This is a genomic window from Glycomyces sp. NPDC050141 (genome assembly GCF_055586545.1).
The window spans coordinates 91433-113265 of record NZ_JBVJHZ010000005.1; the positions used below are offsets into that span (position 1 = coordinate 91433).

Consider the following 21833-nt stretch of genomic DNA (forward strand, 5'->3'; position numbering starts at 1 on the left):
TCAGAGCGTGTACAGCAACGCTACCGCGGTCGCGGCGAGACCCTCGCCTCGTCCGGTGAAGCCCAGGCCGTCGGTGGTGGTCGCCGAGAGGCGCACGGGCGCGCCGACGGCCTCGCCCATGGCGGCCTCGGCCTCGGCCCGGCGCGGGCCGATCTTGGGGCGGTTGCCGATGACCTGCACCGATACGTTCCCGATCGCCCATCCGGCGTCGCGGACGCGGCGGGCGGTCTCCTCGAGGAGCGCGGCACCGGAGGCTCCGGCCCACTCGGGGCGGGACGTGCCGAAGTTGGAGCCGAGGTCGCCGAGCCCGGCGGCGGAGAGCAGGGCGTCGCAGGCCGCGTGCGCGGCCGCGTCGCCGTCGGAGTGCCCGGCCAGGCCCGCCTCGCCGGGCCAGGAGAGGCAGGCGAGGCGGCACGGCTGGCCCTCGTCGAAGCGGTGCACGTCGGTGCCGTGCCCGATGACGAAGGGCGTATGGGGACTCACGCGTTCGCGGGAGCCCGCGGTGTGCTCGGGGAGCGCACGCTCGTTGATGGTCACGCTGTTGCGGTTCTGGACGGGGGACCGGCTACTTGACCGGGGCCTCCGAGAGCAGGACCTTGTCGAGGATGTTGTCGGCCTCGTCCTTCACGCAGTCCTCGGCGAGGGCGATCTCGCCGGTGAGGATCTCGCGGGCCTTGGAGAGCATGCGCTTCTCCCCGGCGGAGAGTCCGCGCTCGCGGTCGCGCCGCCACAGGTCGCGCACGACCTCTGCTATTTTCAGCGGGGAACCGGAAGCGAGCTTCTCGACATTGGCCTTGTACCGCCGCGACCAGTTGGTGGGCTCCTCGGTGTGGGGCGCGCGCAGCACCTCGAAGACCTCTTCGAGGCCTTCGGCGCCGACGACTTCCCGGACGCCGACGAGCTCGACGTTCTTTGCTGGAACCTTGACCGTGAGGTCACCCTGTTCGACGCGCAGCACGAGGTATTCCTGTTCGATACCGCCGATGGTGCGAGTCTCTACAGCTTCAACGAGTGCGGCCCCGTGGTGGGGGTAGACAACGGTCTCGCCGACACTAAAACCCATAGGATCGAAACCCCTTTCGCTGTGTCCAGCTTAACACGGGATCGGGGGTTTCCCCGACAGCGGATCGCCGCGAATTCCCTGGTCAATTGGTATGTGACTGATTACTCTACGGCACCTTGGGCTCTCGGGCGGCGAGCAGAGGAGACAAATGAGGCCTGCGTCCCTCTTTCGTGTCCGGCCCCGCCGATCCGGCCCTCTTGCTGCTCCTCAGTGGTGCCCGCCTCGCCGGCGACGCCCGGGACATAGCCGCGGCTACCTGCTTCGATGGCCCAGAATCGGCTTGATCTTGTTGCGCCGCAAGGAAAACCACCATCCGGTACGGCGGGGTGAGATCCAGGGCTCGCCTCCCTCCCGGCCAAGGGAAACGACGAGGGCTCGTCGTCTACGCTGTCGTCAGCATGCCTGTCGGAACTCAGGGAGGACCAGCAGTGGTCAGGGGAATCAGCACGGTGGTCACGGTCCGCCGCGCGGCCGCTATCGCGATCGCGGGGGCCGCTGCGACCGTGCTGTCCGCGTGCGGTGCCAGCCTCGGCTCGCAGACCGAGGTCAAGGAGAGCGCGATCGCGGGGGTCAACATCGACCACGGCGACATCGCGCTGCGCGACCTCCAGGTCGAGTTCGCCTCCGCTGAGGGCTACGAGCCCGGCGACGACGCGGCCCTGCGGCTGTGGATCGGCAACGAGGGCAAGGCGGAGATCAGCCTCACCTCGATCGAGACCACCGCCGGCACGGTGACGTTCGTCGACCCCGCCGCCCAGGCCGCCGAGGCCATGGAAGCGGCCCGCGAGTCCGCCGCCGAGACGCCCTCCGGCGACGAGACCGGTGACGCGACCGCCGAGTCCACCGAGGAGCCCAGCGGGACCGCCACCGAGGCGCCCGCTGTCGACGAGCTCGCCGGTGAAGAGGCCTACGAGCCCGTGGCCATCGCCCCGGCCGGGTACGTGCGCCTCGACCAGGGCGCCGAGTCCGGCGTCTACTTCCTCATCGAGGACCTGCAGGAGGCGCTCGTCTCCGGCGACACCATCGACGTGGTCTTCCACTTCTCGGACGGCAGCAAGGTCCCGGCCAGCCTCCCGGTCGGCCAGGCCCTCGAGCCCGACGAGCGCGAGTACTACGAGCCCGAAGGCGAAGCCGAAGGCCACTAAGAACGCGAACTTCCGAGGCCCCGATCCACCCGGATCGGGGCCTCGTTCGCGTCAACGGCAGAGCGGCCAGCGGCGCTCCACTGCCTCTTCGCGGCCCTTGCGGCGGAAGTACGCCTCCAGGCTCGCGGCGTCCTCGGCGTGCCACAGGACCTGCGCCGCATGGAGATCCAGCGGTGCGAGCTCGCCGACCTCCGGGTACATGGCGCCGATCGCGCGCGCCAGCGCCACCGTGGCGATCGCGTCGCCCGCCGCCGAGTGCGCGTCCGAGTGCGCCACACCGTACTGCGCGGCCGTCACGCCCAGGGTCCGCTTGCCCTTGCGGTACCGGTCCACGCGCTTGTCGAGCACCGACGGGTCGATGACCGCCATGCGGGTCCAGTCGGGCTGCTCGATGCCGTGCCGCTCCAGCTCCCACGACAGGAGCGTGCAGTCGAACCCGGCCCGGAACGCGACGACCGGGACCCCGGCGTCGACGGCGCCGCGCAGCGCCGCCGCGACTTCCGCCAGTGCTTCGACCGGTGCGAGGCCCTCGGCCTGCACCATCTCGTCGGTGATCCCGTGGACGCGGGTCGCGCCGGGCGGGATGGGCACGCCGGGGTCGATCAGCCAGGTGCGGGGCGTCTCGGTGCCCGGTTGCGCGCCGTCGACCAAAGCGGCCTGGACGATCCGGTCGCGGTCGACCGCGACGCCGGTGGTCTCGGTGTCGAAGCCCAGGAGGGGGCCCTCAAACCATCGTTCGCTCATGGCCACACCGTACCGGGAGGGTCCGACATTCCCTTATATGCTCTGCGGGCTCGGGAGGATCACGACTTTCCGCGCAAATCACTCTCGGAGAAGGTGGAGCCCATGGACTTCCTCGAACCGGTGACCGGCGCGGTCCAGTCCTGGTCGGACGGCCTCAACGCGGAGTACGGCGCGGCCGTCGCCGCCATCGGCGCGGTGGTGTGGGGCCCGCTGCTGGTCTTCACGCTGTTCGGCGTGGGCCTGATCTTTACGATCCAGCTCAAGGGCGTCCAGTTCCGCCGCCTCGGCTACGCCCTGTGGCTCGCGCTGTGGAAACGCAAGGAGAACTCGGGCTCCGAAGGGGACCTGAGCCACTACCAGGCGCTGTCGGTGGCGCTCGCGGCCACCGTCGGCGTCGGCAACATCGGCGGCGTGGGCGCGGCCATCGCGATCGGCGGCCCCGGCGCGCTGTTCTGGATGTGGGTCACCGGTTTCCTCGGCATGGCCACCAAGTACGCCGAGGCGCTGCTGGGCGTCAAGTTCCGTGCCGTGAACCGGAACGGCGAGCAGTCCGGCGGCCCGCAGCGGTACCTCTCGGACGGCATCCCCGGCCCTATCGGGAAGGTCCTGGCGTTCTCGTTCGCGCTGTTCGGCGTGGTCGCGTCCTTCGGCATCGGCAACGCGGTCCAGTCCGGGAACGTCACGAGCGCGATCGACGCGCAGCTGCCCGACGGCTCCTGGTGGACCCCGCAGCTCACCGGGCTCGTCATCTTCGTGCTCACCGGCGTGACGATCCTCGGCGGCATCAAGTGGATCGGGCTGGTCTCGGCCGCGTTGGTGCCGTTCATGATCGTGTTCTACGTCGTCGGGGCGCTGCTGGTCCTCGCCCTGAACTGGGACGCGCTCGGCGCGGCCCTCGTCCAGGTCTTCGAGCAGGCGTTCACCGGCGGCGCGGCCGTCGGCGGGTTCACCGGGTCGGCGATCATGCTGACTATCCAGATCGGGTTCGCGCGCGGGATCTTCTCGAACGAGTCGGGCCTGGGCACCGGCGGTTTCGCGGCCGCCGCCGCGAAGACCGACCAGCCGGTGCGCCAGGCGATGGTGTCGATGACGCAGACGTTCATCGACACGATCATCGTGGTCACCATGACGGGCCTGGTCATCGTCGTCACCGGCGTGCTGGGCGCCGTGGACGCGAACGGCGACCTCGTCACCTCCTCGGCGCTCACCCGCCTCGCGTTCGAGGAAGGATTGGGCGGCCCCGGCACCGCGGGCGGCGCGATCGGCGGGTTCATCGTCGCGGTCGGCCTCGCCACGTTCGCGTTCTCCACGATCATCGGCTGGTCGTACTACGGCGAGAAATGCCTGGAGCGGTACACGGGCCGGGCGCTGATCCTGCCGTACCGGCTCGTCTACGTGTGCGTCTCCTACCTCGGCGCGGTCACGAGCCTGAGCCTCCTGTGGGGGCTCTCGGACATCGCGAACGGGCTCATGGCCCTGCCGAACCTCATCGGCCTGATGATGCTGACACCGCTGGTCTACCGCGAGACGCAGGCGTTCTTCGCCCGCCCGGACTGGCGGCTCCTGCCCGCCTCGGGCGTCGGCGACAACCCGCCCGAGCCCCGTCACGAGCTCGTGCTCGCCGCCGAACCGGACAGGGAGTGACACACCCTTCCTCTACCGTGGTGCCATGGCGGAACCCCGAACCGGCGGCACAGAACTCTCTGCGGTCCTGGAGCGCGTCACCTACGCGAACGAGGAGACCGGCTACACGATCGCCCGCGCCAGCCCCGCGCGCGGCGGCGGCGACCTCGTCACGATCGTCGGCCCGCTCCTGGGCGCGCAGGTCGGCGAGTCGCTGTCGCTGACGGGCCGCTGGTCGAGCCACCCGAAGTACGGCCGCCAGTTCGAGGTCTGGTCCTACCGCACGGTCCTGCCCGCCACCGTCCAGGGGATCGAGCGGTACCTGGGTTCGGGCCTCATCAAAGGGGTCGGGCCGAAGACCGCCGGGAGGATCGTCGCCCATTTCGGCACCGAGACGCTGAACGTGATCGACGCGGACGCCGCCCGCCTCGTCGAGGTCCCCGGCCTCGGTCCCAAGCGCACCAAGGCGATCGCCGCGGCCTGGGAGGAGCAGCGGGCCATCAAGGAGGTCATGGTCTTCCTCCAGTCCGTGGAGGTCTCCACGTCGCTCGCGGTGCGCGTCTACAAGCAGTACGGGGACGCCGCGATCGGGGTGGTCAAGAACGAGCCGTACCGCCTCGCGAACGAGGTGTGGGGCATCGGGTTCCGCACGGCCGACTCGATCGCCCGCGCCGTCGGCATCCCCCACGACGCCCCCGAGCGGATCAAAGCGGCCCTGCAGTACACGCTGTCGCAGGCGTCCGACGCCGGGCACTGCTTCCTGCCCGCCCCGAACCTCGTCGCCGACACCGTCGAACTCCTCGGCCTCGAACCGGGCCCGGTCGCCAAGGCCCTCGACGAACTCGCGGCCGCAGGCGAGCACGTGATCGCCGACGAGGTGCCCGCGAAGGACTCCACCGTGCCCGCCCGGTACCTCGTGCCGTTCTTCCACGCCGAACGCGGCCTCGCCGCCGGACTCACGGGCCTCCTGCGCACCGGCGAGGACCGGCTCCCGGCGTTCAAAGACGTCGACTGGGACCGGGCCTTCGCGTGGCTGGGCCGCCGCACCGCGGCCGAGCTCGCGCCCGAGCAGGCCGAGGCCGTCAAGCTCGCGCTCACCGAGAAAGTCGCGGTCCTCACGGGCGGTCCCGGGTGCGGCAAGAGCTTCACCGTCTCCTCGATCGTGGCCCTCGCGAAAGCCAAGGGCGCCAAGGTCATGCTCGCGGCCCCCACGGGCCGGGCCGCGAAGCGCCTCGCCGAGCTCACCGGCTTCGAGGCCCGCACCCTCCACCGGATGCTGGAGCTGCGGCCCGGCGGCGACGCCGCCTACGACCGCGAGCACCCCTTGGACGTGGACCTCCTCGTCGTCGACGAGTCCTCCATGCTCGACACGATCCTCGCGAACAAGCTCGTGAAGGCCGTGCCGCCCGGCGCGCACCTGCTGCTCGTCGGCGACGTCGACCAGCTCCCGAGCGTCGGCGCGGGCGAAGTCCTCCGCGACCTCCTCGCCGCCCCCGCGATACCGCGCGTGCGGCTGACGCAGATCTTCCGGCAGGCCGCCGAGTCGGGCGTGGTCGCGAACGCCCACAAGGTGAACCACGGCCAGATGCCCGAGCTCGACGGCTTCCCCGACTTCTTCTGGTTCGCGTGCGACGACAACGAGCAGGTCGCCGACCGCATCGTCGAGATCGTCGCCCACCGCATCCCCAAGCGCTTCGGCATCCACCCCGTGCGGGACGTGCAGGTCCTCGCCCCTATGCACCGCGGCGGCCCCGGCGCCGGGAACCTCAACGCGCGCCTGCAGGAAGCGCTCGTGCCCGCGAGGGACGGCCTGCCCGAGCGCCGCCACGGCGGCCGCGTCTTCCGCTTGGGCGACAAGGTGATCCAGATCCGCAACAACTACACGAAAGGCAAAGCGGGGGTCTTCAACGGCACCGTGGGGCTCGTGCAGGGCATCGACGCGGTCGCCCAGACCATGACCGTGCGCACCGACGAGGACGAGGACGTCGAGTACGAGTTCGCCGAACTCGACGAGCTCGTGCACGCCTACGCGATCACCGTGCACCGCTCGCAGGGCTCGGAGTACCCCGCCGTCGTCATCCCCGTGACCACGAGCGCGTGGACCATGCTGCAGCGCAACCTGATCTACACCGCGATCACCCGCGCCAAGCGCCTCGTCGTGCTCGTCGGCTCCAAGCAGGCCCTCGCCGTCGCCGTGCGCACCAAGGGCACCGGCAAACGCCACACGGGACTCACCCACCGCCTGAACTCCTAGAACGCGGCGGACCGGCCGCTCGCGGCGGCGCTTGACGCCGACTATACGTATATGTATATTATGCTCATGGCGATCGCACGCCACGAACGTCCTCCGCCTCGGACCAAGGAGCACCCATGTCCCACCCCGCCGCCGCGGGCCTCCTCGCCCCGCCTGATTTCACCGCCTCCAGAACGCGGTCGCTCGCCCCCGACCTCGCCCGCGGGCTCATGCTGCTGGCGATCTGCCTCGCCCACGTCCGGGGCTTCATCACCGACTGGGGTACCGGAGCGGTGAACGCGACCGCCGAGTTCACCGGCGTGTACCTGCTCGACAACCAGGCCCGCATCATGTTCATCGTGCTGTTCGGCTACGGCCTCGGCCAGCTCGCCTACCGCCGCGCCGCCCAGGGCGCCGACTGGACCGACGTACGCAGACTCATGCGCCGCAGGGGCTTCTGGCTCCTCGTCATCGGCCTGCTGCACTTGGTGCTGCTCGTCCCGATCGACTTCATCTCCACGTACGGCCTCACCCTGCTGCTGTTCGCCGGGATCGTGCGCCGCAGCGACAAGGCCATCCTGTGGACCGCCGCCGCGACGATCGCGCTCGCGATCGCCATGACCGCCTGGACCGAAGTGGACCTGCTGCGCCGCTACGCGGACGGCGACCTCGCCGCCGAGATGATGTTCACCGCGAATTACGGCGAGCACGTGGTCCTCGGCCTCGGCGTCGCCGCCTTCAAAGTCGTGCTCTCGATGATCGGCGTCGTGCCCGGGATGCTGCTGGGCCTGTGGGCCGCGCGCCGCCGCGTCCTCGACGAACCGGGACGCCACCTCCCGCTGCTGCGCGGCCTCGCCTTCGGGCTGCTCAGCGTCGCGCTCCTCGTGCGGCTTCCCTACGCGCTCATCCAGACCGGCCACTGGGACGCCGAATCCGGGCCGCTGTGGTGGCTCTCGGCCGTGCTGCACTCCGCCGGCGGGTACGCCGGGGGCATCGGTGCGGCCGCCCTCATCGGGCTCATCGCCTCACGCATGACCCGCCCGGGGCCCGTGGCCACCTCGATCGCGGCCCTCGGCCAGCGCTCGATGACGTTCTACCTGTTCCAGTCCGCCGCGATCCTGGTGCTGTTCTACCCGTTCACGCTCGACCTCGCCGGGGACGTCAGCATGGCGGGCTCGTTCGCCGTCGCGTTCGCGATCTGGCTGGCGACCCTGCTCCTCGCCGAGTGGATGCGCCGCGCCGGGCGACGCGGCCCGTTCGAGACGCTGCTGCGCAGGCTCTCCGAGAAGCGTTAAGCCTCGGCCATCCGTGCTCGTGCGCCCGCGCGCACGAGCACGGCCTGCGCTTTCGTGGCCGTCGCGTGGTCCACGCCCGTCAGCACCGTGGCGGGGATGCCGTCGACCATCGCCTGCGCCGGGGCCAGGCCCAGGCCCGTGAGCGCGCGGATCTCCTTGATCACCAGGACCGGCCGACTGCCCGGCTCTTCGAGCACCACGGCCCACCGCGACTCGGGCCGTTCCGACGGGTACACGACCCAGTGCTCGGAGCGCTCGTCGACCTTGTAGGCGCGCTGGGTGATCGTCACCATCAGCGCGACCAGGCCCCCGCCCACGACGAACAGGGCGAGGACCAGGACGTTGATCCAGGAGACTTCCACGCGACTAACGGTAGTTCGTGAACTGGAGCGCGACTTCGAGGTCCTTGCCCTTGAGGAGCGCGATGACCTCCTGCAGGTCGTCGCGCTTCTTGCCCGTGACGCGCAGCTTGTCGCCCTGGACCTGCGGCTTGACGCCCTTGGGGCCCTCGTCGCGGATGATCTTGCCGATCTTCTTCGCGTCCTCGGTCGAGATGCCCTGCTTGAAGGTCACATCGATCTTCGTCTCCTTGCCCGACGCGCGCGGGTCGCCCGCGTCCAGGGCCTTCAGGGAGATCCCGCGCTTGATCAGCTTCTCCTTGAGCACTTCGAGGGCCGCCTTCACGCGGTCCTCGGTCTCGGCCGTGATCAGCGCCGCCTCGTCGCCGGAGCGCTCGACGCTCGCGCCGGTGCCCCGGAAGTCGAACCGGGTCGCCAGCTCGCGCTGGGTCTGGTTGATCGCGTTGTCGAGTTCGGCGAGGTCGATCTCGGAGACGATGTCGAACGAGGCGTCAGCCATGGCAGTCCGGTCCTTCCGTGCAGGTTCAAGGCGCAGTGCGGGGGCGGCGCGAGGGGCGCGACCGCCAAGCTTAGTCCGGCCGCACCGGCCCGGGCGGGCGCATTGCGGCCCGGCCGCAGTGAACGCGGTCTCAACTGGGGATAACCCGCTTGCGCGTCCCCCCGGACGGGAGGTTATTCTTGCTCTCGCTACAAGCCACGGCAGGTTACCCAAGTGGCCAAAGGGAGCTGACTGTAAATCAGCCGTCATCGACTTCGCAGGTTCGAATCCTGCACCTGCCACCAGTAGCGGAAGGCCCCAACCACCAGGTCGGGGCCTTTCTCGTTCACTCGGCCGGGAGCGCCGACTCGCGCGGCAGCCACGCGGCCGTCTCCCACCCGCCCTCGGGCCTCGCCTGCGCCCTGAGCTGGCCTCCGACCGCTTCGATGCGCTCGTTCAGGCCCAGCAGGCCCATGCCGCCGCCCGAGCTGGCGAGCTTCCCGCGCGCCGCCCGGCCGTCGTCGCGGACCGACACCTCGAGGCCGTTGCCGCTCGCGGCTGCCACGACCACGCGCACGCGGGTCGCCCCGCGCGCGTGCTTGCGCACGTTCGTCAGCGCCTCCCGCACGACCCGGTGCGCCGTCGCCGCGATCTCCGGCGCGACCGCGCTCCCGGCGAGCTCGGGCGAGATGAAGCACGTCGCGTCGGTGCCCTCGCGGCTGAACCGCTCCACGAGGTCCTCGATCTGCGCGAGGTCCCCGAGCGGGTTGACGCCGGCGCCGCCGTCGTCGTTGCGCAGCATCTTCACCATGCGCCGCATGGAGGTCAGGGCCGCGAGACCGGCCTCCTCGATGTCGGCGAACGCCTGCTTCGGGTCGGTGTCCGTCACCTGCGCGGCCTGCGCGAGCACCACCATGCCGGTGACGTGGTGCGCGACGAAGTCGTGCATCTCGCGGGCGAGCTCGAGCCGCTCGGCCTGCCGCACCTCCTCCTGCGTCTCCCGCCGCAGCTTGTCGAGGCTGCGCAGGTAGGCGCCGAAGCCGATCATCGTCATCATCGCCATGAAGATCAGGACGGTGCCGCCGATGGCGGCGGTAGCGAGGTCGCCCGCGAACAGCCGGAACCCGATGAGCATCACCGCCGCGCCGTTGGCGAACGCGACCCACCGGCCGGGCGGCGCGTCCCAGTGCCGCACCGAGAACAGCATGAGCAGGCCCAGCGCCAGCAACTCGGCGGTGCCGACCCCGCGCACGCCCTGGTCGTACAGCATGTCGAACCCGGTCATCGCGAGCGATGCGATCGAGGCGGCCGCGATCCACCGCTTGCGGCCGGGCCGGTACCAGATGTAGACGCCGATGACGAACAGCGAGACCGCCATCTGCACCCATGAAGCCCACGAGATGACCGGCGGCCGCTCTTCCGTACTGCTCGACAGCATCTCGGAGGCGAGGGCCAGCATCAGCGTGCCGATGATGAAGATCTTGAGCAGCAGCATCGCCAGCCGGTTGAACCGGCCGGGCATGGAACGCGACGCGGGCGTGGAGGTCATGCCACGACCGTAACCGCCTTTCCGGGCTCCTCGGCCGAACGGCCGACCCGCGCCGCCTGAAACCGGCCGCCGAGCCGAAGTGGAGGGCCCCTGTTGCGGGCCAACCTGGTGTCATGAACGGATTCCTGGAGATCAGCATGGTCGTGAGCCTGGTGCTCACCCTCGCGTTCCTCATCGCGGGCACGGCCGTCCCCTTCGTCTCGCATGAGAGGAAGGCCCGCCGATGAGGCCCCCGATGCTCACCGCCCGCGCCCTCACCAAGCGCTTCGGCACCGCACCCGCCCTCGACAGTCTCGCTCTCGACAATGTGGACTTCCACGTCGGCCCCGGCGAATCGGTGGCCGTGACGGGGCCCAGCGGCTCCGGCAAGTCGACCCTCCTGCACTGCCTGGCCGGGATCATGCGGCCCGACTCGGGGGAGGTGCGCCTGTTCGACGAGCGCATCGACACCCTCTCCGAGCGCCAGCGCAGCCACTTGCGGCGCACCAGGTTCGCGTTCCTGTTCCAGTTCGGGCAGCTCCTCCCGGAGCTTCCCGCGGACGAGAACGTGGCCCTGCCGCTCATGCTCGGCGGCACGCCGCGCAAGACCGCGCTCGTCCCGGCCCGCGCCGAGCTGAAGCGGCTCGGCTTGGAGGGCAAGGAGGACCGGCGTCCCGGCGAGCTGTCGGGCGGCGAGGCGCAGCGGGTGGCGCTGGCGCGGGCGCTCGTGGTGCGCCCGGCGGTGGTGTTCGCGGACGAGCCGACCGGCGCGCTGGACCGGGCCACGGGCGACCAGGTGATGGGGGTGCTGCTGGATACCGTGAGGGAGTTGGACGCGGCGCTGGTGGTGGTCACGCACGACCCGCGGATCGCGTCGCGGTGTACGAGGACGATCGAGATCCGCGACGGACGCCTCTCGGGCGCCCCGCGGACCGGGAACGGTGCGCCGCAAGGAGGAGCGGCACCGGTCGCGTTCGCCGCCGGGACGGTCCCGGCCGCGAACCCGGTGGGCAGCGGCAGCGACGCGTTCGCTCCTCGCACCGCCGGACCGGACTTCGGTCCCGAATCCGTGGTCGAGGTGTGGCGATGACCGAGCTGGCCTGGCGGCTCACCCGGCTCGGCGGGCGCAGCGCCCTGCTGAGCACCGGCCTGACCGCGCTCGCCGTCGCCGTCGCGACGCTGCTCCTCCAGTTCGCGGTCGCCGGGAACTTCGCGTTCGCCGAGCGGGCCGACCGCACCGACTGGCGCGACCCGTCCGGGGCCACCGGCACCGCTGAGGCCGTGATCGCTACGGCCGCAGACCATTTCGGCGGGGACTCGATCACCCGCGTCGACTTCGCGGCCCTGAGCGCCGACGCGCCCGTGCCGCCCGGCATGGACGCGTTCCCCGAACCCGGCGAGGTCTGGCTCTCCCCGGCCGCCGCCGACCTCCTCGAAGGCGTCCCGGCCGCCGACTTCCTCGACCGCTACGGCGATGCGCACATAGCGGGCGAACTCGGCGCCGAAGCGCTCGCGCACCCGAACGAGCTCGTCGCCGTCGTCGGCCGCGACGCCGCCGACCCGGCCATGACCGCCGAGCGCACCAGCGCGGACGGCGTGTCCCCCAGGCAGATCGACTCGTTCGCGGTCGGCAGCGCCGACGCCGTCTACGGCTTTTACATGATCTTGATGGTCCTGGCCGCGATCCTCATGGCGGTGCCCGCCGCCGTGTTCGGCGCGGCCGCCGCCCGCCTCACTGTGGCCCGCCGCGACGAACGGCTCGCCACCCTCCGCCTAGTGGGCGCGACCCCGGGCCAGGTCGTGCGCCTCACCTTGATTGAGACGACGCTCGCGGCCGTCGCCGGTGCGGTCGCGGGCACGTTCGCGTGGATGGCGGTCACGCCCCTGGCCGCGCTCATCCCGATCGACGGCGGCCGCTGGTACGTGAGCGACCTGTGGGCCGGGGCCCCGTGGATGCTCGCCGTGGCGCTCGCGGTGCCGGTCCTCGTGGCCGCCTCCGCGCTCCTCGGCCTGCGCAGCGTCGTGATCAGCCCGCTCGGGGTGGCGCGGCGCGTGAAGACCAAGGGCCTCAAGGCGATCCGTCTGGTCGTGTTCGCGGTGCTGGCGCTGGCGTTCATGGTCGGCTCGAACCTCGTGGGCGGCGACATGGTGGCGGTGGCAATCCTCATCGGCCTGTTCGCGGCGACGCTCGCTGCGGTGAACCTGGTCGGGCCGTGGATCGTGCAGAAGCTCGGCCGCGTCCTGGCCCGCACCGCGCGGGGCCCGGAGCGGCTGCTGGCGGCCCGGCGGCTCGCCGACGACCCGAAGGCCGCGTGGCGCGCGGTCGCCGGGGTCGCGATCGCGGGTTTCGTGGCCGGGTCGGTCGCGATGTTCCCGATGCTGCAGACGGACACGAGCGCGCAGGGCACGGAGTCGGTGGCCGCCATGGTCCCCGCCGCCGAGGCGGACGTGCTCGCGGCGGACCTCGCCGACCGGCTCGGCGGCACCGCCGAGGTCGCGGTCGTCGACTCCAGCGGGTACCTCACTGCGGACGCCGACAGCGCCGTCATCGAGGCGACCACGACCGGCGCGGCACTGGAAGCCGTGCGCACCGTGATGACCGCCGCCCTGCCCGGCGACCCGCCCGAGCGGGAGGTCGATTCGAGCATCATGTCGAACCGGCTCGTCGGGTCCGTGCGCACCGGCGTCACCGTGGTCCTCGCGGTGGTGTTCGCGACCGCGGCGGTCTCGGCGGCGATCAGCGCGATCGGCTCGGTCCTCGACCGCCGCCGCGCCTACCGGCTCCTGCACCTGGCCGGGACCGAGCAGCGGGTCCTCGACCGGGCCCGCCGCCAGGAGACCCTGCTGCCGCTGGGGATCATCGGCGGCGCGTCGATCCTCGCCGGGATGGTCCTGACCTCGCCGGTCATCGGCGGCATGGGCTTCGACGCGAGCGGCGCGCTCATCCTCGCCGCCACCGTGGGCGCCGGGGTGGTCGCGGTGATCGCGGCCGGGGCCCTGTCGCGGCCGCTCCTGCGCTCGGTCATGCACGATGTGAGCCCTCGTCCGGATTAGCCGCGAAAGCTCCGGGGCCGCCGCGCTGGGGGTGTGGCGGCCCCGGTCCGTGGCCGAGCCCACTGGCGGCGCCGAGTTTCCAGGTGTGATAGTTAGGGAAACCTAAGTTGTCACGTATCGGAGGAGCCGCAATGGCTGAAGGCCGAGGACGCCGGACCCCCAGGGTCACCACCGCCGAGGTGCTGCGTACCGAGCGGGTCACCCCGCACATGATCCGCGTCGTGCTCGGCGGCGAGGGCCTCGCCGACTTCGACTGCGGCGACTACACCGACCACTACCTGAAGCTCCAGTTCCCCGCCGCGGGCGTGGTCTACCCCGAGCCGTTCGACCTGGCCCGCATCCGCGAGGAGTACCCGCGCGAGCAGTGGCCGGTCACCCGCACCTACACGGTCCGCAAGTGGGACAAGGCCGCCCGCGAGCTCTCGATCGACTTCGTCTACCACGGCGACGAGGGCATCGCCGGCCCCTGGGCCGCGAGCGTCCAGCCCGGCGAGGTCGTGCGCTTCGCCGGACCCGGCGGCGCGTACGCCCCGGCCCGCGACGCCGACTGGCACCTCCTCGCGGGCGACGAGTCCGCGCTCCCGGCGATCTCGGCCGCCGTCGAACGACTCGACCCCGGCGCCCGCGCCCACGTCTTCCTCGAAGTCGAAGGGCCCGAAGAGGAGCAGCAGTTCAAGTCCGCCGCCGACGTCCAGGTCGTCTGGCTCCACCGCGGCGGCGCCCGCGTCGGCGAGCGCCTGGTCGAGGCCGTGCGCGCCTTCGACTTCCCCGCCGGGGAGCTGCACGCCTTCGTCCACGGCGAGGCCGGTTTCGTCCGCGACCTGCGCCGCCTGCTCCGCTTCGAGCACGAGGTCCCGAAGGAGCGCCTGTCGGTCTCCGGCTACTGGCGCCTCGGCCACGACGAGGACGGCTGGCAGTCCAGCAAGATGGAGTGGCGCAAGACCGACGACGAGGACGAGGCCAGAGCCGCTGCCGCGTAAGCGAAAAGGGGCCGCTGATCGCGGCCCCTTCTGCCTGTCGTCTTAGTCGGTAGAAGCGCTCTCGGTCTCGCTAGCCGTCTCCGTGGGCGTCTTCCCCGGGGTCTTCACCCACTCCGGGTACTGGGTCATCCACTGGTCGAGCGTGTCCTGCTGCAGCGCCTCCCACAGGGCGTCGGCCGCGATCTGCTCGGCGCCCTCATGGGTCATGACGATCGAGATCTCCTCGCCGCCGAGCGTCGTCTGGTCGGTCGACGACGGCACCTGGACGCTCGTGATGCTCTCGGGGTCGATGTCGCGCAGGTTCACCGCGAGGTCGGTGATGGTCCACTCCTCGGGCTTGTCGATCGTCAGCGAGTCCCCGAACCCTTCGAGGATGTCGGTGAGCTTGCCCGGGTCCGTCAGGTAGCCCTTCTCCTTGAACGCCTTCAGGAGCGCCTTGATCGCCTGCTGCTGCATGGCCTGGCGCCCGTAGTCGCCGCCGCGCCCCTCCTGCCAGTCCGAGTCCCACGACCAGCCGTAGCGCTGCCGGATGAGGTCGAGCGACTCGTCCTTGTCGTACATGGCGCAGCCCTCGGGGAACACCCGCTTGTCGCCGTGGATCGAGGTGATCTCGTGCCACGGGCACAGCTCGATCTCGCCGACCATGTCGACCAGCCCCAGGAACCCCTCGAAGTCGACGGTGGCGCCCATGTGGAACTCGACGCCCGTCAGGTCGTAGATCGTCTGCACGACGTTCGGGCGCGTCACCTCCCAGTCGCCGCTGATCGACGCCGAGTGGTTGATCTTGTTCTCGCACGGGTTGTTGCTGTACCCGGGCCCGCAGTCGGGGATCTCGACCCACAGGTCGCGGGGGAGCGACACCATCGTCGTCTCGGTCAGGTCCTCGTTGATGTGCACCAGGATCATCGTGTCCGAGCGGGTCGAGTCGCCCTGCTTGTCGACGCCGAGCACGAGGATGTTCAACGGGCCCTTGATCTCCTCGACCTCCGCCTGCGCGTCGCCGAGGATGTTCTCGGTGGGCACGGCGTTCTCGGCGGTCGAGGACGCGAACTGCGCCACGCCCGCCGTCCCGCCCGCGACCACCATGGTCAGGGCGCCCGCGTAGGTCATCAGGTGCGCCCACCAGGGCGCGCCGCTCTTGCCGGCCACGTGTTTCATGGGGTCAGCACTCCAGGAGTCAGGTACGCATTGCCTTAGGAGTCACGTTCGACCGGGCCCCGCAGTTGCACCGAGGCCGCGAGCTCTTCTCAGTCGCCCGTCCCGGGGGACGTCTCCTCGCCGGTCCCCTCGGCCTCCCCGCCCGCGGGCGCCGTCGCCGAGGCGCCGGTCTGCTTGACCCACTCCGGGTACTGCGCGATCCACTGGTCCATGGTGTCGTTCTGCAGCGCCGACCACAGGGCGTCGGCGGCGATCTGCTGCTCGCCCTCCATGATGACCTCCGAGGAGCCCACCTCGGTCTCCTGCGAGGTCGCGGGCACCCGGATCGACGTGATGTCCTCGGGGTTGAGGTCGCGCAGGTTCATCGCCAGGTCGACGGCGGTCAGGCCGTCGGGCAGGTCGAGCGTCAGCTTGCCCTGCAGGCCCTCGAACAGCTCGGTGAGCTTCCCGACGTCCTTGTGGTAGCCGTCGGCCTTGAGCTCCTTGATGAGCGACTTGATCGCCTGCTGCTGCATGGCCTGGCGCCCGTAGTCGCCGCCGAGGCCGCTCTCCCAATCGGTCCAGCCGTAGCGCTGGCGGATGAGGTCGAGCGACTCCTCCTTGTTGTAGTAGTTGCAGCCCTCCGGGAAGACCCGGTGGTCGCCGTGGATCGACTCGATCTCCTGCCACGGGCACAGCTCGATCTCGCCGACGAGGTCCACGAGGTCCATGAACCCGTTGAAGTCGACGGTGGCGCCCATGTGGAACTCGACGCCGGTGAGGTTGTCGATCGTGCCCACCACGTTCGGGAGGGTCTCGTTCTCCCAGTCGTCGCTGATCGACGCCGCGTGGTTGAGCTTGTTCATGCACGTGTTGCCGCTGTAGCCCGGCCCGCAGTCGGGGATCTCGACGTACAGGTCGCGAGGCAGCGACACCATCGACACGTCGGTCAGGTCCTTGTTGACGTGCACCATGATCATCGTGTCCGAGCGGGTCGAACCGCCCTGCTTGTCGACCCCGAGCACCAGGATGTTCAACGGGCCCGAGATGTTCTCGACGTCCATCTCGGCCCGGTCGCCGAGGATGTCCTCGCTCTCCACCGCGCCGTTCGCGGTGTTGTAGCCGATCTGCGCCACCGCCGCCGCACCCCCGGCGACGACCATGGTCAGACCGCCCGCGTACAGCATCATGTGCGCCCACCAGGGCGCGCCGCTCTTGCCAGCCATGCAACTCCAATGGTCAGGACAGCATTATTCCCTATGCATAACGCTTTGATAAACGCGAGGGGTTGCCTGTTCCTTGGACCTGCTGCGGAACCTCAGTTCGCGGTCGGCTCGTCACTCGCCGTGGCGTCCTCGGCGGCGGTCCCGCCGTCCACCGGCACTGCGGCGCAATCGGGTTGCGAATCGCCCGAGAGCCACCTGTCGTTCGCGCACGCCCACTCGTTGATCGTGTCGTTCGCGATCGCCTCCCACAGGGCGTCCGCGGCGACCTCTTCTTCAGTGCCCTCGTGGATCATGACGAACGAGGTCCCGTACATCTCCCCTTCGGAAGAGGGCGTGCCGATCGAGACGATCCCGTTCGGGTCCACGTCGCGCATCTGCGTGATCATGTCGACGAGGCTGTAGTTGCCCACGTCCAGAGTCAGCGCGTCGCCGAAGCTGTTGAGCAGCTCCACGGCCTTCGTCGGGTCCGTGGCGTACCCCTTCTCCTTGGCCCGCTCCAGGATCTTCTTGATCGCCTGCTGCTGCATCTTCTGGCGTCCGAAATCGCCCCACGTGCCGTTCGCGTAGTCCTCGTCGGAGTCCCACCCGTAGCGCTGGCGCACCAGGTCGAGGGCGTCCTCCTTGTTGTACTCGGCGCAGCCTTCCGGGTAGGTCTTCTTGTCGCCGTGGATGGAGGTGATCTCGTGCCACGGGCACAGCTCGATCGTGCCGAGCACGTCGACCATCTCCAGGAAGCCCTCGAAGTTCGCGATCGCGCCGCCGTCGAACTCGATCCCGGTCAGGTTCGTGATCGTCTCGGCCGTGTTCTGGAACGACTCGCCCCAGTCCTCGGAGTACGCGAACGCCTCGGTCAGCTTCGTCTCCGACTCGGGGATGCCCGAGGGGATCTCCACGTACAGGTCGCGCGGCAGCGAGATCATGCTGACCTGCGTCAGGTCCTCGTTGACGTGCACGATGATGTCGGCGTCCGTGCGGGCCTCGCCCCCGGCGCCGACCCGCTCGTCGGTGCCGAGCACCAGGAAGTTCAGGGGCCCGGTGATCTGGGCGCCCTCCTCGGTCTCGACCCGCTGGTCGCCGAGGAGGTCCGCCTGGTTGACCGAGTCCTCCAGGACGGTCACGCCCACTTGGGCCGCGATCGCGCCGCCGCCGGAGATCACCATGACCATGGAGCCGGAGACGACCATGGCCTTCGCCCACCAGGGCGAGGAGGCCTTGGCGACGGCGTGCTTCATCGGGCTGCCCATTGCGTCTCCCGGAACAGTCGGTGGGGTGTCGAGGCGCCCGATGGGGACGGCCGGCGCGCTCGGGGAAAGCGCGCGCAGCTCAGCGGGCGCGCAGCGTCCCAGGAACCATAGAGCATGTACATCACGTGGTCGTGTCCTCTACCGTCCAGCGGGCCCGAACGGCTGGACGAAAGGGATAAAAGGCCGAAATACAGTATGGCTCCCGCCACACCCAACGCGAGGACCGTTGCAATTACCAGTTTCAGACCGCTCTGGGGCCGCTCGCCCACCACCCGGCCGCTCTCACCGTGCACCGCCACCATCCGCCGCCGCCCCCGGTGCGCGTACGACACCAGCCACACCGGCAGCAGCACCAGCCGGTACCCCAGCCCCGCGTACACCGTCTCGATGCTCGGCACGTGCTGCTCGTCCCCGCCCACCCGGGCCCGCACCTCCCGCTCCACCTCGGCCGCCATCCGGGCCTTCGCCAGCTCCAGCCCCACCTCCGGCTCCAGGTCGTACGCTTGAATCCAGTACCCGCCGAGCATCTCCGGCGCGAACGCCACCGCGTCCCCCAGCGTCCAGTCCCGCAGCAGGTCCGCCAGCGCCGTCCCCTCCAGCCGCACTGTCGCCGCCACCGGCACCGCCGCGAACTCCCGGTCCACCCGGCCCGCCGCCGGGAACCACTTGACGCCCCGCACCCGGCCCGAGCCGCCCTTCGCCCACTCGTACTCCCCGCGCGCCGCCTTGTACTGCGAGCAAGTGCGCGCCTCCCACACCCAGAACGGCAGGTAGGCGCCCCGGAACGACTCCGACTCGTCGAGCTTGCGGAACGCGCGCGGCGCGAACCGGCCCCGCCGCGCCCACTCCCGCAGCAGCCTGCGCGCCGTGGCCCGCTCGATGCGGAACGGCACGAGCGCGTCCGGGGCCGTCAAGAGCTCCGCCGTGTCGTCGGCGTACCGCAGCTTCGCCTTGGGGGGCAACGCGGTCCAGTCGGGGTCGACGAGCCGCTTCAGGGCCGGGCGGCCGTGCAGTTCCGTGCCGCACGCGTCGCAGGAGAGGACGTGCGCGCCCGGGTCGGCGGGCAGCGGCTCGCCGCACGCGGTGCACGGCCGCACACTGTGAGGACTTCGAGGGAGCAAAGCCCACCATCCTTCCATTTCGGGCACTGCTCCCACTTTATGCGCCGCGCCCGCCGCTCGGAGGAAAACGGTTCGGGCACTTACCCATTCGAGAACGCAAGGCTTATAGGGCCCACGACGTGCGCCACTGGATATATCGGCTCGGCGGTGGCAGGATAGAGCGCGTGACGCCACGGAGGGGGATCACGTCTGCGCGTGATTATGCCGATCAGTACCGGCGTCTGCGTGCCCTCATGCGGTCCGGGCAGGTCGCCGAGGCCGTCGCGGAGGCCACGTGGATCGTCTACAACTCCGAGACCGTGCACCAGCGGGCCCAGGCGTGGCTGTTCATCCTCCAGGGCCAGATCTCCCAGCGCGCCACCGACAAGATCCCCGGCACCATCGACCAGGCCGGCGCCGCCGTCTCCCGCTGCCAGGACCCCCGCCTCACCGGCAAGTACCACGCGCTCGCGGCCTGGTACTACCACCACTACATCAAGGCCCTCGGCCTCACCGCCGAGCAGCTGGTGCTGTCCCGCCGCGCGCTCCAGGCCATGACCGAGGAGAGCCAGGCCGCCGTCGACGCCTGGTACGACCTGGCCGTGATCCTCTCCAACTGCGGCTACCAGCAGCAGGCCTCGCAGGCGCTCGACGAGTGCCACACCCTCGCCGAGGGCACCGGCGTCGGCCGCTCCTCTGTGGAGGGCGTCGAGGTGCGGGTGCGGGACGCGCTCCTGCGCTACTACACCGGCGACGCGCGGGCCTGCAACTACCTGCTGCTCAAGGAACTCCGCCGCGTCAAGCCGAGCCTGCACGAGCTCGATACCCGCGAGGTCGAGTGGATCCACTACGCGCTGGCCCGCGTCGGTTTGCTGGGCGCGGTGAGTGAGAACTGGACCGTGGAGCACCTCTTGCCGGAGGAGACCTCGTCGGTGGAGGCGATGGACCTGCGCACGCTGGCGCGCGCGTCGCGCCTCATCGCGCAGGCCCGGGGCCTTGAAGCGCTGGAGGTCCTGGAGGCGCGGGAGATCGGCGACGAGACCCTCGGCGTCATGGAGCCGCAGCACCTGCGTTCGCTGGCGCTGGTGGCGAAGGGCGACCACGCGGCGTCGATCCTGGCGGCGCACGCGACGACGTATGCGCTGTACAAGCAGATCAACGAGTTCCACACGATCTACCTGGATTCGGCTGGGGCGCTGGTGGACCGGGACCAGCTGCGGCGCGCGGTCGCGGGCTGGGCGGACCGGGCGAACACCGACGACCTGACGGGCCTGCCGAACCGCCGCCGCCTCGACGAGTTCCTGTCCGATGTGGACGGTGACGGGATGATCGCGGTCCTCGACCTCGACGGCTTCAAGGCCGTCAACGACACCCACGGCCACCAGGCGGGCGACGCGATCCTGCAGCGGGTCGCGGCGCTCCTGTCCAGTGTGGTCCGCACCGGGGACCTGTTGGCGCGCACCGGAGGCGATGAGTTCATCCTCGTCCTGCCGGGCGCCACGGAGTACGACGCGGACGCGGTCTCGCAGCGCATCCGCGTCGCGGTGTCGAGCGAGAACTGGGAGTACTCGGTCCCTGGCACCCCGGTCGACGTGTCGATCGGCTGGGCCCGCCTGGCCGCGGGCGGCAACCCGTCGCAGACGCTGTGGGCCGCCGACCAGGCGATGTACCAGATGAAGCGGTCCCGCAAGAATTTCTGGGAGGGGAACGCCTTACTGGCGCCCCGTCACTCGCAGGGTTCGTAGATCCTGTCGAGGTCGATCCCGGCGACGGCTCCGGCGAAGCCCTCTTCGTCGTAGTGCGCGCACGCGGCGGCGACGTTCTCCGGTTCGGACGCGTAGTCGACGGCCAGGATCAGCTTCCCGGCGTCGCGGATCGCGCGCGTGTTCTCCAGGTTCTCGGCGCACCAGTCCTCGGTGCACGGCTCGTCGGGGTTGAGGAAGAACAGCTCTTCGACGCCGATGCCGTCGATCGCGTCGAGGTAGCCGGGGTACTCCCGCAGCTCCGGGGAGTTCTGGACGAGGATCCGCAGGTCGTCCCCGGCGTACTCGTCGGCGTCGATGACGAGGTCGACCATCTTCTGCGCCAAGGACTCCCGGGTCTCGCCGGGCACGAGTGCGAGGTCGATCTCCTCGTACGCGTTCGGCACGTCGAGGTACACGCCGTCGAACCCGGCCTCCATCGCCTGGTCCAGGCGCGGCTGCATCACGAGGTCCCACCACTGCTGGTCCCAGTACTTGACGAAGTGCTCGTCGGGCCAGTCGCCCCACAGGTTCAAGACCATGTCCGTGGCGGATACGGCCGGGTACTCGGGTCGGTAGGTCTCGATGGAGCCCATGGTGAAGTACGCGTAGACGCTCTTGCCGGAGTCCTGGAGCGCGCCGATCTCCTCGGCGGTGAAGTAGCCCTCGCCGCCGTCGCGCGCGAGGTCGATGACGGCCGTGTCGAACGGCGCGTCCGCGAGTGCGTCGAGCGTGTCGTCCTCGTACCCGGAGAGCTGGTAGACCCAGTCCGAGGACCCCTCGTTCTCGGTCGCCTCCGCACCGGTGTCCTCGGTGCATCCGGCGAGGACCAGGGGGAGCACCAGCAGCGCGGCACGAAGTCGTCTCATGCTGCGCAGGATA

At 70.4% G+C, this 21833-nt stretch carries 19 protein-coding genes and 1 tRNA gene; 9 read left to right on the plus strand and 11 right to left on the minus strand.

The features are described 5' to 3' along the window. Complete coding sequence (ispF, locus tag ACZ60M_RS04845) at nt 1-459, minus strand: 2-C-methyl-D-erythritol 2,4-cyclodiphosphate synthase (protein WP_465414928.1); 459 nt, start codon at nt 457-459, stop codon at nt 1-3. 106 nt (nt 460-565) lie between these two features. Next, nucleotides 566-1063 (minus strand): CarD family transcriptional regulator, encoded by a 498-nt coding sequence (locus ACZ60M_RS04850; protein WP_205325932.1) that lies wholly within the window; start codon nt 1061-1063, stop codon nt 566-568. A 428-nt stretch (nt 1064-1491) separates the two neighbouring features. Here ACZ60M_RS04850 and ACZ60M_RS04855 point away from each other — a divergent pair, with 428 nt between their 5' ends. Further along, entirely contained in the window at nt 1492-2208 is a 717-nt protein-coding gene (locus tag ACZ60M_RS04855; protein ID WP_465414759.1) for a copper chaperone PCu(A)C, read from the plus strand. A gap of 51 nt (nt 2209-2259) precedes the next feature. On the opposite strand, the gene ACZ60M_RS04860 is transcribed toward ACZ60M_RS04855, so the two are convergent. After that, nucleotides 2260-2952, minus strand: a complete 693-nt coding sequence (locus ACZ60M_RS04860; RefSeq protein WP_465414761.1) for an exonuclease domain-containing protein — start codon at nt 2950-2952, stop codon at nt 2260-2262. Nucleotides 2953-3054: 102 nt separating this feature from the next. Here ACZ60M_RS04860 and ACZ60M_RS04865 point away from each other — a divergent pair, with 102 nt between their 5' ends. From ACZ60M_RS04865 to ACZ60M_RS04875, 3 genes are all read left to right on the plus strand, one after another. Further along, entirely contained in the window at nt 3055-4596 is a 1542-nt protein-coding gene (locus tag ACZ60M_RS04865) for an alanine/glycine:cation symporter family protein (RefSeq protein ID WP_465414763.1), read from the plus strand. 25 nt (nt 4597-4621) lie between these two features. Then, a complete protein-coding gene (gene recD2, locus ACZ60M_RS04870) occupies nt 4622-6829 on the plus strand; it encodes an SF1B family DNA helicase RecD2 (RefSeq protein WP_465414765.1) in 2208 nt (735 codons plus the stop codon). 116 nt (nt 6830-6945) lie between these two features. Continuing rightward, the gene (locus tag ACZ60M_RS04875) at nt 6946-8103 is read left to right on the plus strand and encodes a DUF418 domain-containing protein (protein ID WP_465414767.1); all 1158 of its coding nucleotides are present in this window, start codon (nt 6946-6948) and stop codon (nt 8101-8103) included. On the opposite strand, the gene ACZ60M_RS04880 is transcribed toward ACZ60M_RS04875, so the two are convergent. Both ACZ60M_RS04880 and ACZ60M_RS04885 read right to left on the minus strand, forming a co-directional pair. Next, on the minus strand, nt 8100-8465 hold the full coding sequence (locus tag ACZ60M_RS04880) for a ribosomal protein L7/L12 (protein WP_465414769.1): 366 nt from the start codon (nt 8463-8465) through the stop codon (nt 8100-8102). The two genes, ACZ60M_RS04875 and ACZ60M_RS04880, sit on opposite strands and share 4 nt — an antisense overlap. Before the next feature lie 4 nt (nt 8466-8469). Then, nucleotides 8470-8961, minus strand: a complete 492-nt coding sequence (locus ACZ60M_RS04885) for a YajQ family cyclic di-GMP-binding protein (RefSeq protein WP_465414771.1) — start codon at nt 8959-8961, stop codon at nt 8470-8472. Nucleotides 8962-9160: 199 nt separating this feature from the next. Here ACZ60M_RS04885 and ACZ60M_RS04890 point away from each other — a divergent pair. Continuing rightward, nucleotides 9161-9245: transfer RNA gene (locus tag ACZ60M_RS04890), tRNA-Tyr, on the plus strand. A 41-nt stretch (nt 9246-9286) separates the two neighbouring features. On the opposite strand, the gene ACZ60M_RS04895 is transcribed toward ACZ60M_RS04890, so the two are convergent. After that, complete coding sequence (locus ACZ60M_RS04895; RefSeq protein WP_465414773.1) at nt 9287-10489, minus strand: sensor histidine kinase; 1203 nt, start codon at nt 10487-10489, stop codon at nt 9287-9289. A gap of 223 nt (nt 10490-10712) precedes the next feature. Between ACZ60M_RS04895 and ACZ60M_RS04900 the strand changes: the two genes are divergently transcribed. The 3 genes from ACZ60M_RS04900 to ACZ60M_RS04910 all read left to right on the plus strand — a co-directional run bounded on the left by ACZ60M_RS04900 (nt 10713) and on the right by ACZ60M_RS04910 (nt 14502). Beyond that, nucleotides 10713-11558, plus strand: coding sequence for an ABC transporter ATP-binding protein (locus tag ACZ60M_RS04900; RefSeq protein WP_465414774.1), 846 nt, complete (start codon nt 10713-10715; stop codon nt 11556-11558). Continuing rightward, nucleotides 11555-13522 carry an FtsX-like permease family protein gene (locus tag ACZ60M_RS04905; protein ID WP_465414776.1) on the plus strand — a complete coding sequence of 656 codons (1968 nt, stop codon included), beginning with the start codon at nt 11555-11557 and terminating at the stop codon, nt 13520-13522. The genes ACZ60M_RS04900 and ACZ60M_RS04905 overlap by 4 nt, the downstream gene beginning before the upstream one ends. Before the next feature lie 131 nt (nt 13523-13653). Then, nucleotides 13654-14502: a siderophore-interacting protein gene (locus ACZ60M_RS04910; protein WP_465414778.1), complete on the plus strand. Its 849-nt coding sequence runs from the start codon at nt 13654-13656 to the stop codon at nt 14500-14502. 42 nt (nt 14503-14544) lie between these two features. Here ACZ60M_RS04910 and ACZ60M_RS04915 read toward each other — a convergent pair whose 3' ends face one another. The 4 genes from ACZ60M_RS04915 to ACZ60M_RS04930 all read right to left on the minus strand — a co-directional run bounded on the left by ACZ60M_RS04915 (nt 14545) and on the right by ACZ60M_RS04930 (nt 19257). Beyond that, nucleotides 14545-15660 (minus strand): LCP family protein, encoded by a 1116-nt coding sequence (locus ACZ60M_RS04915; protein ID WP_465414780.1) that lies wholly within the window; start codon nt 15658-15660, stop codon nt 14545-14547. A gap of 89 nt (nt 15661-15749) precedes the next feature. Beyond that, the gene (locus ACZ60M_RS04920; RefSeq protein WP_465414782.1) at nt 15750-16865 is read right to left on the minus strand and encodes an LCP family protein; all 1116 of its coding nucleotides are present in this window, start codon (nt 16863-16865) and stop codon (nt 15750-15752) included. 92 nt (nt 16866-16957) lie between these two features. Further along, on the minus strand, nt 16958-18109 hold the full coding sequence (locus ACZ60M_RS04925; protein ID WP_465414784.1) for an LCP family protein: 1152 nt from the start codon (nt 18107-18109) through the stop codon (nt 16958-16960). Next, nucleotides 18094-19257: a hypothetical protein gene (locus ACZ60M_RS04930; protein ID WP_465414786.1), complete on the minus strand. Its 1164-nt coding sequence runs from the start codon at nt 19255-19257 to the stop codon at nt 18094-18096. The genes ACZ60M_RS04925 and ACZ60M_RS04930 overlap by 16 nt, the downstream gene beginning before the upstream one ends. A gap of 206 nt (nt 19258-19463) precedes the next feature. Between ACZ60M_RS04930 and ACZ60M_RS04935 the strand changes: the two genes are divergently transcribed. Continuing rightward, nucleotides 19464-20954, plus strand: a complete 1491-nt coding sequence (locus ACZ60M_RS04935; RefSeq protein ID WP_465414788.1) for a GGDEF domain-containing protein — start codon at nt 19464-19466, stop codon at nt 20952-20954. On the opposite strand, the gene ACZ60M_RS04940 is transcribed toward ACZ60M_RS04935, so the two are convergent. Continuing rightward, entirely contained in the window at nt 20936-21820 is an 885-nt protein-coding gene (locus ACZ60M_RS04940; RefSeq protein WP_465414790.1) for an endo alpha-1,4 polygalactosaminidase, read from the minus strand. The genes ACZ60M_RS04935 and ACZ60M_RS04940 overlap by 19 nt on opposite strands. Nucleotides 21821-21833 lie beyond the last annotated feature (13 nt).

Bases quoted from the DNA above. Each gene is read 5' to 3' on its own strand.
- ACZ60M_RS04850 (WP_205325932.1), bottom strand. From the start codon at position 1,063: ATGGGTTTTAGTGTCGGCGAGACCGTTGTCTACCCCCACCACGGGGCC.
- ACZ60M_RS04885 (WP_465414771.1), bottom strand. From the start codon at position 8,961: ATGGCTGACGCCTCGTTCGACATCGTCTCCGAGATCGACCTCGCCGAA.
- ACZ60M_RS04920 (WP_465414782.1), bottom strand. From the start codon at position 16,865: ATGGCTGGCAAGAGCGGCGCGCCCTGGTGGGCGCACATGATGCTGTAC.
- ACZ60M_RS04875 (WP_465414767.1), top strand. From the start codon at position 6,946: ATGTCCCACCCCGCCGCCGCGGGCCTCCTCGCCCCGCCTGATTTCACC.
- ACZ60M_RS04935 (WP_465414788.1), top strand. From the start codon at position 19,464: ATGCGGTCCGGGCAGGTCGCCGAGGCCGTCGCGGAGGCCACGTGGATC.
- ACZ60M_RS04865 (WP_465414763.1), top strand. From the start codon at position 3,055: ATGGACTTCCTCGAACCGGTGACCGGCGCGGTCCAGTCCTGGTCGGAC.
- ACZ60M_RS04925 (WP_465414784.1), bottom strand. From the start codon at position 18,109: ATGGGCAGCCCGATGAAGCACGCCGTCGCCAAGGCCTCCTCGCCCTGG.
- ACZ60M_RS04940 (WP_465414790.1), bottom strand. From the start codon at position 21,820: ATGAGACGACTTCGTGCCGCGCTGCTGGTGCTCCCCCTGGTCCTCGCC.
- ACZ60M_RS04895 (WP_465414773.1), bottom strand. From the start codon at position 10,489: ATGACCTCCACGCCCGCGTCGCGTTCCATGCCCGGCCGGTTCAACCGG.
- ACZ60M_RS04910 (WP_465414778.1), top strand. From the start codon at position 13,654: ATGGCTGAAGGCCGAGGACGCCGGACCCCCAGGGTCACCACCGCCGAG.
- ACZ60M_RS04860 (WP_465414761.1), bottom strand. From the start codon at position 2,952: ATGAGCGAACGATGGTTTGAGGGCCCCCTCCTGGGCTTCGACACCGAG.
- recD2 (WP_465414765.1), top strand. From the start codon at position 4,622: ATGGCGGAACCCCGAACCGGCGGCACAGAACTCTCTGCGGTCCTGGAG.
- ACZ60M_RS04915 (WP_465414780.1), bottom strand. From the start codon at position 15,660: ATGAAACACGTGGCCGGCAAGAGCGGCGCGCCCTGGTGGGCGCACCTG.
- ACZ60M_RS04905 (WP_465414776.1), top strand. From the start codon at position 11,555: ATGACCGAGCTGGCCTGGCGGCTCACCCGGCTCGGCGGGCGCAGCGCC.
- ACZ60M_RS04900 (WP_465414774.1), top strand. From the start codon at position 10,713: ATGAGGCCCCCGATGCTCACCGCCCGCGCCCTCACCAAGCGCTTCGGC.